Here is an 8,809-nt window from a genome sequence, read left to right on the forward strand (position 1 = left end):
CGCCACTGGAACTGTCGCAGAAGGCGGCTCCATTGTTTATACCGCCACCCTGACCAACGCTGCCGGTACTCCGGTCACCGTGACCCTGAGCAACGGCGCCGTAATCACCATCGAAGCCGGTAAAACCACCGGTACCGTGACCGTCCCTGCTCCGGCCGATGACGTCTATAAAGACGCCGGTAAAGTCGAGGCGACCATTACCAAAGCCGAAGGCGGCAACTTCGAAAACCTGGTGACTAACCCTGCGCCAGCCGTCACTAACGTGACCGACACCATCGATGATTCGACCGTTTCGCTCAAAGCGACTCCATCGGCGGCTGAAGGCGGCCAAATCACCTACACCGTGACTGTCACTGCGCCAGTTACCGGTTCGCCTGTGACTGTCACGTTGGCCAATGGCGAGAAGATCACCATTCCGGTTGGTGAAACCACTGCTTCGATCAACGTCACCGCTCCAAACGACGCCTTGGTTGGCCACACTTCGGTGACCAACTCCATTACCGATGTGAGTGGTGGTAACTACGAAAACCTGGTCGCTGATAAGACCCCGGTGAATACCAACGTCACCGACACCGTCGACGACACTGGCTTGAGCTTGAGTGCTACTGGAACTGTGGCTGAGGGTGGCCAGATCACCTACACCGCGACACTGACCAATGCCGCAGGTAGCCCAGTCACCGTAACGCTGTCTAACGGTGCGGTGATTACTATTGAGGCGGGTAAAACCACTGGCACCGTGACCGTTCCGGCGCCTGCCGATGACGTCTACAAGGACGCCGGCAAGGTCGAAGCGACCATTACCAAAGCCGAGGGCGGCAACTTCGAGAACCTGGTTACCAACCCGGCGCCAGCGGTTACGAACGTCACTGACACCATCGATGATTCGACTGTATCGCTGAAGGCAACGCCTTCGACCGCTGAAGGTGGCCAGATCACCTATACCGTGACCGTCACTGCACCTGTGACTGGCTCGCCTGTGACTGTCACTTTGGCCAATGGTGAAAAAATCACCATTCCAGTGGGTGAAACCACCGCCTCGATCAACGTCACTGCCCCGAACGACGCGCTGGTTGGCCATAGCTCCGTCACCAACTCCATCACCGACGTGACTGGCGGTAACTACGAGAACCTGGTCGCCGATAAGACGCCGGTGAATACCAACGTCACTGACACTGTTGATGACACCGGTCTGAGCTTGAGCGCTACTGGTACGGTCGCCGAAGGCGGCTCCATTGTTTATACCGCCACCCTGACCAACGCTGCCGGTACTCCGGTCACCGTGACCCTGAGCAACGGTGCCGTAATCACTATCGAAGCGGGCAAGACCACTGGCACCGTGACCGTTCCGGCTCCGGCAGACGACGTCTATAAAGATGCTGGAAAAGTCGAAGCCACTATCACCAAGGCCGAGGGCGGCAACTTCGAGAACTTGGTGCCGAGTACAACTCCGGCTGTTACTGAAGTTACCGACACCATCGATGATTCGACCGTGTCGTTGAAGGCGACTCCGTCGGCGGCTGAAGGCGGACAGATCACCTATACCGTGACTGTCACTGCCCCAGTCACCGGTTCGCCGGTCGTAGTGACCCTGGCCAATGGTGAAAAGATCACCATTCCAGTGGGTGAAACCACCGCCTCGATCAACGTCACTGCCCCGAACGACGCCCTGGTTGGTCACTCTTCCGTGACCAACTCGATCACCGATGTGAGCGGTGGCAACTACGAGAACCTGGTCGCCGATAAAACCCCGGTGAATACCAACGTCACCGACACTGTTGATGACACTGGCCTCAGCCTTTCGGCCACCGGAACCGTTGCCGAAGGTGGCCAGATCACCTACACCGCAACCCTGACCAACGCTGCCGGCACGCCGGTCACCGTGACCCTGAGCAACGGCGCGGTGATCACCATTGAAGCGGGCAAGACCACTGGCACCGTGACCGTTCCGGCTCCGGCAGACGACGTCTATAAAGATGCTGGAAAAGTCGAAGCCACTATCACCAAAGCCGAGGGCGGCAACTTCGAGAACTTGGTGCCGAGTACAACTCCGGCTGTTACTGAAGTTACCGACACTATCGATGATTCGACCGTGTCGTTGAAGGCAACACCTTCGGCGGCTGAGGGCGGTCAAATCACTTACACCGTCACCGTGACCGCGCCAGTTACCGGCTCGCCTGTGACCGTAACCCTGGCCAATGGTGAAAAGATCACCATTCCAGTGGGTGAAACCACCGCCTCGATCAACGTCACTGCACCTAATGACGCACTGGTTGGCCATAGCTCCGTCACCAACTCGATCACTGACGTAAGTGGCGGTAACTACGAGAACCTGGTCGCCGATAAGACCCCGGTGAATACCAACGTCACCGATACCGTTGATGACACCGGTCTGAGCTTGAGCGCTACTGGTACGGTCGCCGAAGGTGGCCAGATCACCTACACCGCAACCCTGACCAACGCCGCGGGTAGCCCAGTCACCGTGACCCTGAGCAACGGCGCCGTAATCACCATCGAAGCCGGTAAAACCACCGGCACTGTGACCGTCCCTGCCCCGGCAGACGACGTCTACAAAGACGCCGGCAAGGTCGAAGCGACCATTACCAAGGCTGAAGGCGGCAACTTCGAGAACCTGGTTACCAACCCGGCACCAGCGGTCACCAACGTCACTGACACCATCGACGACTCCACCGTGTCGTTGAAAGCGACTCCATCGGCGGCCGAAGGCGGACAGATCACCTATACCGTGACTGTCACTGCCCCCGTAACAGGTTCGCCTGTGGTCGTGACCCTGGCCAATGGCGAGAAGATCACGATCCCGGTTGGCGAAACCACCGCCTCGATCAACATCACCGCACCGAACGATGCGTTGGTCGGCCACAGCTCCGTCACCAACTCCATTACCGATGTGAGCGGTGGCAACTACGAGAACCTCGTAGCCGATAAGACCCCGGTGAATACCAACGTCACTGACACTGTTGATGACACCGGTCTGAGCTTGAGCGCTACCGGGACTGTCGCCGAAGGTGGCCAGATCACCTACACCGCGACACTGACCAACGCCGCGGGTAGCCCAGTCACCGTGACCCTGAGCAACGGCGCCGTAATCACCATTGAAGCGGGCAAGACCACCGGTACAGTCACTGTTCCGGCGCCTGCCGATGACGTCTATAAAGACGCCGGTAAAGTCGAAGCCACCATCACCAAAGCCGAAGGCGGCAATTTCGAAAACCTGGTGACTAACCCTGCGCCAGCCGTCACTAACGTGACCGACACCATCGATGACTCGACTGTGTCGCTGAAGGCAACGCCTTCGACCGCTGAAGGTGGCCAAATCACTTATACCGTCACCGTGACCGCGCCAGTTACCGGCTCGCCTGTGACCGTGACCCTGGCCAATGGTGAAAAAATCACCATCCCAGTGGGTGAAACCACCGCCTCGATCAACGTCACCGCTCCAAACGACGCACTGATTGGTCACTCTTCCGTCACCAACTCGATCACCGATGTGAGCGGTGGCAATTACGAGAATCTGGTCGCTGATAAGACTCCGGTTAACACCAACGTCACCGATACCGTTGATGACACGGGCCTCAGCCTTTCGGCCACCGGAACCGTGGCCGAAGGTGGCCAGATCACCTACACCGCTACCTTGACCAACGCTGCCGGTACGCCAGTCACCGTGACTCTGAGCAACGGCGCCGTAATCACCATCGAGGCGGGCAAGACCACTGGTACCGTAACCGTCCCTGCTCCGGCCGACGACGTCTATAAAGACGCCGGCAAGGTCGAAGCCACCATTACCAAAGCCGAGGGCGGCAACTTCGAGAACTTGGTGCCGAGTACAACTCCGGCTGTTACTGAAGTTACCGACACCATCGATGATTCGACCGTGTCGTTGAAGGCAACACCTTCGGCGGCTGAGGGCGGTCAAATCACTTACACCGTCACCGTGACCGCGCCAGTTACCGGCTCGCCTGTGGTCGTGACCCTGGCCAATGGCGAGAAGATTACTATCCCAGTCGGTGAAACCACTGCTTCGATCAACGTCACTGCACCTAATGACGCACTGGTTGGTCACTCTTCCGTCACCAACTCGATCACCGATGTGAGCGGTGGTAACTACGAAAACCTCGTAGCCGATAAGACTCCGGTGAATACCAACGTCACCGATACCGTTGATGACACCGGTCTGAGCTTAAGCGCTACCGGGACTGTCGCCGAAGGCGGTTCCATTGTTTACACCGCCACGCTGACCAACGCTGCGGGCAGCCCAGTCACCGTGACCCTGTCTAACGGCGCGGTGATTACTATTGAGGCGGGTAAAACCACTGGCACCGTGACCGTTCCGGCTCCGGCAGACGACGTCTACAAAGACGCCGGTAAAGTCGAAGCGACCATTACCAAGGCTGAAGGCGGCAAATTCGAAAACCTGGTGACCAATCCAACCCCAGCCGTCACCAACGTCACTGACACCATCGACGACTCCACCGTGTCGTTGAAGGCGACGCCTTCGGCAGCCGAAGGTGGCCAGATCACCTACACCGTGACCGTCACTGCACCTGTGACTGGCTCGCCTGTGACTGTCACTTTGGCCAATGGCGAAAAGATCACCATCCCAGTCGGTGAAACCACCGCCTCGATCAACGTCACTGCCCCGAACGACGCACTGGTTGGTCACTCTTCCGTCACCAACTCGATCACCGATGTGAGCGGTGGTAACTACGAGAACCTCGTAGCCGATAAGACTCCGGTTAACACCAACGTTACCGATACCGTTGATGACACTGGCCTCAGCCTCTCCGCCACTGGAACTGTGGCTGAGGGTGGCCAGATCACCTACACCGCGACACTGACCAACGCCGCAGGTAGCCCAGTCACCGTAACGCTGTCTAACGGCGCCGTAATCACCATCGAAGCCGGTAAAACCACCGGTACCGTGACCGTCCCTGCTCCGGCCGATGACGTCTATAAAGACGCCGGTAAAGTCGAGGCGACCATTACCAAAGCCGAAGGCGGCAACTTCGAGAACCTGGTTACCAACCCGGCGCCAGCCGTCACTAACGTGACCGACACCATCGATGACTCGACTGTGTCGCTGAAGGCAACGCCTTCGACCGCTGAAGGTGGCCAAATCACTTATACCGTCACCGTGACCGCGCCAGTTACCGGCTCGCCTGTGGTCGTCACCCTGGCCAATGGTGAAAAAATCACCATTCCAGTGGGTGAAACCACTGCCTCGATCAACGTCACTGCTCCAAACGACGCGCTGGTTGGCCACACTTCGGTGACCAACTCCATCACCGATGTGAGCGGTGGCAATTACGAGAATCTGGTCGCTGATAAGACCCCGGTGAATACCAACGTCACCGATACCGTCGACGACACTGGCCTCAGTCTCTCCGCCACTGGAACTGTCGCAGAAGGCGGCTCCATTGTTTATACCGCCACCCTGACCAACGCTGCCGGTACTCCGGTCACCGTGACCCTGAGCAACGGCGCTGTCATCACCATTGAAGCTGGCAAGACCACCGGTACCGTGACCGTCCCTGCTCCGGCCGATGACGTCTATAAAGACGCCGGTAAAGTCGAAGCCACCATCACCAAAGCTGAAGGCGGTAATTTCGAGAACTTGGTGCCGAGTACAACTCCGGCTGTTACTGAAGTTACCGACACCATCGATGATTCGACCGTATCGCTGAAGGCGACCCCTTCGGCAGCTGAAGGTGGCCAGATCACTTACACCGTGACTGTCACTGCCCCAGTCACCGGTTCGCCGGTCGTAGTGACCCTGGCCAATGGTGAAAAAATCACCATTCCAGTCGGTGAAACCACTGCCTCGATCAACGTCACTGCACCGAACGACGCCCTGGTTGGTCACTCTTCCGTCACCAACTCGATCACTGATGTGAGCGGTGGCAACTACGAGAACCTCGTAGCCGATAAGACCCCGGTCAACACCAACATCACCGACACTGTCGACGACACTGGCCTCAGCCTTTCGGCCACCGGAACCGTGGCTGAAGGCGGCTCCATTATTTACACCGCCACCCTGACCAACGCTGCCGGTACTCCGGTCACCGTGACCCTGAGCAACGGCGCGGTGATCACCATTGAAGCGGGCAAGACCACCGGTACAGTCACCGTCCCTGCTCCGGCCGACGACGTCTATAAAGACGCCGGCAAGGTCGAAGCGACCATTACCAAAGCCGAAGGCGGCAATTTCGAAAACCTGGTGACTAACCCTGCGCCAGCCGTCACTAACGTGACCGACACCATCGATGACTCGACTGTGTCGCTGAAGGCAACGCCTTCGACCGCTGAAGGTGGCCAGATCACCTACACCGTGACCGTCACCGCTCCAGTGACTGGCTCTCCAGTCGTGGTGACCTTGGCCAATGGTGAAAAAATCACCATTCCAGTGGGTGAAACCACCGCCTCGATCAACGTCACTGCACCAAACGATGCCCTGGTTGGTCACAGCTCTGTCACCAACGCCATCACCGATGTGAGCGGTGGCAACTACGAGAACCTGGTCGCCGATAAGACCCCGGTGAATACCAACGTCACTGACACTGTTGATGACACTGGCCTCAGTCTCTCCGCTACTGGAACTGTGGCTGAGGGTGGCCAGATCACCTACACCGCTACCTTGACCAATGCTGCCGGCACCCCTGTCACCGTGACCCTGTCTAACGGCGCGGTGATCACCATTGAGGCGGGTAAAACCACCGGCACTGTGACCGTCCCTGCTCCGGCCGACGACGTCTATAAAGACGCCGGAAAGGTCGAAGCCACCATCACCAAAGCCGAAGGCGGTAATTTCGAGAACCTGGTTACCAACCCGGCGCCAGCGGTTACGAACGTCACTGACACCATCGACGACTCGACAGTGTCGTTGAAAGCAACCCCATCGGCGGCTGAAGGCGGCCAGATCACCTATACCGTGACCGTCACTGCACCCGTAACAGGTTCGCCTGTGGTCGTGACCCTGGCCAATGGCGAGAAGATTACTATCCCAGTCGGTGAAACCACCGCCTCGATCAACGTCACTGCCCCGAACGACGCGCTGGTTGGTCACTCTTCCGTGACCAACTCGATCACCGATGTGAGCGGCGGCAACTACGAGAACCTCGTAGCCGATAAGACTCCGGTTAACACCAACGTCACCGACACCGTCGATGACACTGGGCTCAGCCTCTCCGCCACTGGAACTGTCGCAGAAGGCGGCTCCATTGTTTATACCGCCACCCTGACCAACGCTGCCGGTACTCCGGTCACCGTGACCCTGAGCAACGGCGCGGTGATCACCATTGAAGCGGGCAAGACCACCGGTACAGTCACTGTTCCGGCGCCTGCCGATGACGTCTATAAAGACGCCGGTAAAGTCGAGGCGACCATTACCAAAGCCGAAGGCGGCAATTTCGAAAACCTGGTGACTAACCCTGCGCCAGCGGTTACGAACGTCACTGACACTATCGACGACTCCACCGTGTCGTTGAAAGCGACTCCATCGGCGGCCGAAGGCGGGCAGATCACCTACACCGTCACCGTGACCGCGCCAGTCACCGGTTCGCCTGTGGTCGTCACCCTGGCCAATGGTGAAAAAATCACCATTCCAGTAGGTGAAACCACCGCCTCGATCAACGTCACTGCACCTAATGACGCACTGGTTGGCCACAGCTCCGTCACCAACTCCATCACCGATGTGACTGGCGGTAACTACGAGAACCTGGTCGCCGATAAGACCCCGGTGAATACCAACGTCACTGACTCCGTCGATGACACTGGCCTCAGCCTCTCTGCCACTGGAACCGTGGCCGAAGGTGGCCAGATCACCTACACCGCTACCTTGACCAACGCTGCCGGCACGCCGGTCACCGTGACCCTGAGCAACGGCGCAGTGATCACCATCGAGGCTGGCAAAACTACCGGCACCGTTACGGTTCCAGCGCCAGCAGACGACGTCTATAAAGATGCTGGAAAAGTCGAAGCCACTATCACCAAAGCCGAGGGCGGCAACTTCGAGAACCTGGTTACCAACCCGGCGCCAGCGGTCACTAACGTGACCGACACCATCGACGACTCGACTGTATCGCTGAAGGCGACCCCTTCGGCAGCTGAAGGCGGACAGATCACCTATACCGTGACTGTCACTGCACCTGTGACTGGCTCTCCAGTCGTGGTGACCTTGGCCAATGGTGAAAAAATCACCATTCCAGTCGGTGAAACCACCGCCTCGATCAACGTCACTGCCCCGAACGACGCGCTGGTTGGCCATAGCTCCGTCACCAACTCGATCACTGACGTGACTGGCGGTAACTACGAGAACCTGGTTGCCGATAAGACCCCGGTGAATACCAACGTTACCGACACCGTTGATGACACCGGTCTGAGCTTGAGCGCTACCGGGACTGTCGCCGAAGGCGGTTCCATCGTCTACACCGCAACCCTGACCAACGCCGCGGGCAGCCCAGTCACCGTAACGCTGTCTAACGGCGCCGTAATCACCATCGAAGCGGGTAAAACCACTGGTACCGTCACCGTTCCGGCTCCGGCCGACGACGTCTACAAGGACGCCGGTAAAGTCGAGGCGACCATTACCAAAGCCGAAGGCGGTAATTTCGAGAACCTGGTTACCAACCCGGCGCCCGCGGTCACGAACGTCACTGACACCATCGATGACTCGACGGTGACGCTGAAGGCAACTCCGTCGACCGCTGAAGGTGGCCAGATCACCTACACCGTGACCGTCACCGCTCCAGTGACTGGCTCTCCAGTCGTGGTGACCTTGGCCAATGGTGAAAAAATC

At 58.4% G+C, this 8,809-nt stretch carries 1 protein-coding gene; it reads left to right on the forward strand.

All coding sequences use genetic code 11. The features are described from left to right. The coding region (locus CAG11_RS32675; RefSeq protein WP_371916606.1) for an immunoglobulin-like domain-containing protein at nt 1-8,809 on the forward strand (8,809 nt) is incomplete at both ends.

The sequence above is a fragment of the Pseudomonas sp. B6(2017) genome, assembly GCF_002112765.1.
GTDB classification, from domain to species: Bacteria; Pseudomonadota; Gammaproteobacteria; order Pseudomonadales; family Pseudomonadaceae; genus Aquipseudomonas; species Aquipseudomonas piscis.